The sequence below is a fragment of the Salinicola socius genome (genome assembly GCF_001937195.1).
GTDB classification, from domain to species: Bacteria; Pseudomonadota; Gammaproteobacteria; order Pseudomonadales; family Halomonadaceae; genus Salinicola; species Salinicola socius.
On sequence record NZ_MSDO01000132.1, the window covers coordinates 1 to 555 of the forward strand.

Below are 555 nucleotides of genomic sequence, written 5' to 3' on the forward strand. Positions count from 1 at the left end.
CGCGCGGTCAACGGCGTAACAGGTAGCGTGGGGCAGGCCATCACCGGCTCCAACGGTGGGACCTTCACGCTAAACGCGGACGGCTCCTACAGCTTCAATCCGGGCACGACGTTCGATCGCCTGGCCGCGGGACAGACCGAAAAGACGAAAATCAGCTACACCGTCAGCGAGGGCCAGGGCGGCACCGCCACCTCGACGCTGACCGTAACGGTGACCGGCACCAACGATGCACCGGTCGCTCAGGCAGGCACGGCCACGACGGAAGAGAACACGCTGCTGACCGGCCAGGTCCCGGCAGCAACGGATGTCGATGGGACGATCGCCGGTTACGACCTGGCGACGGATGTCGGCACCGGCAATGGTTCATTGACGTTCAATGCCGACGGCAGCTACAGCTTCACGCCGGGCACCGACTTCGACGGTCTCGCCGCCGGCGAAAACCGCGACGTCACCTTCAGCTATACCGCCACCGATAACGACGGCGGCGTCAGCGAACCCAAGACGGTGACGATCACCGTCACGGGGACTAACGATGCGCCGGTGGCCGTCGCTGAC

Annotated in this window: 1 protein-coding gene; it reads left to right on the plus strand. The window is 65.2% G+C overall.

From position 1 onward, the window contains the following. Positions 1-555, plus strand: a 555-nt coding sequence (locus tag BTW07_RS19215; protein ID WP_167369307.1) for an Ig-like domain-containing protein, incomplete at both ends; no start/stop codon positions are given.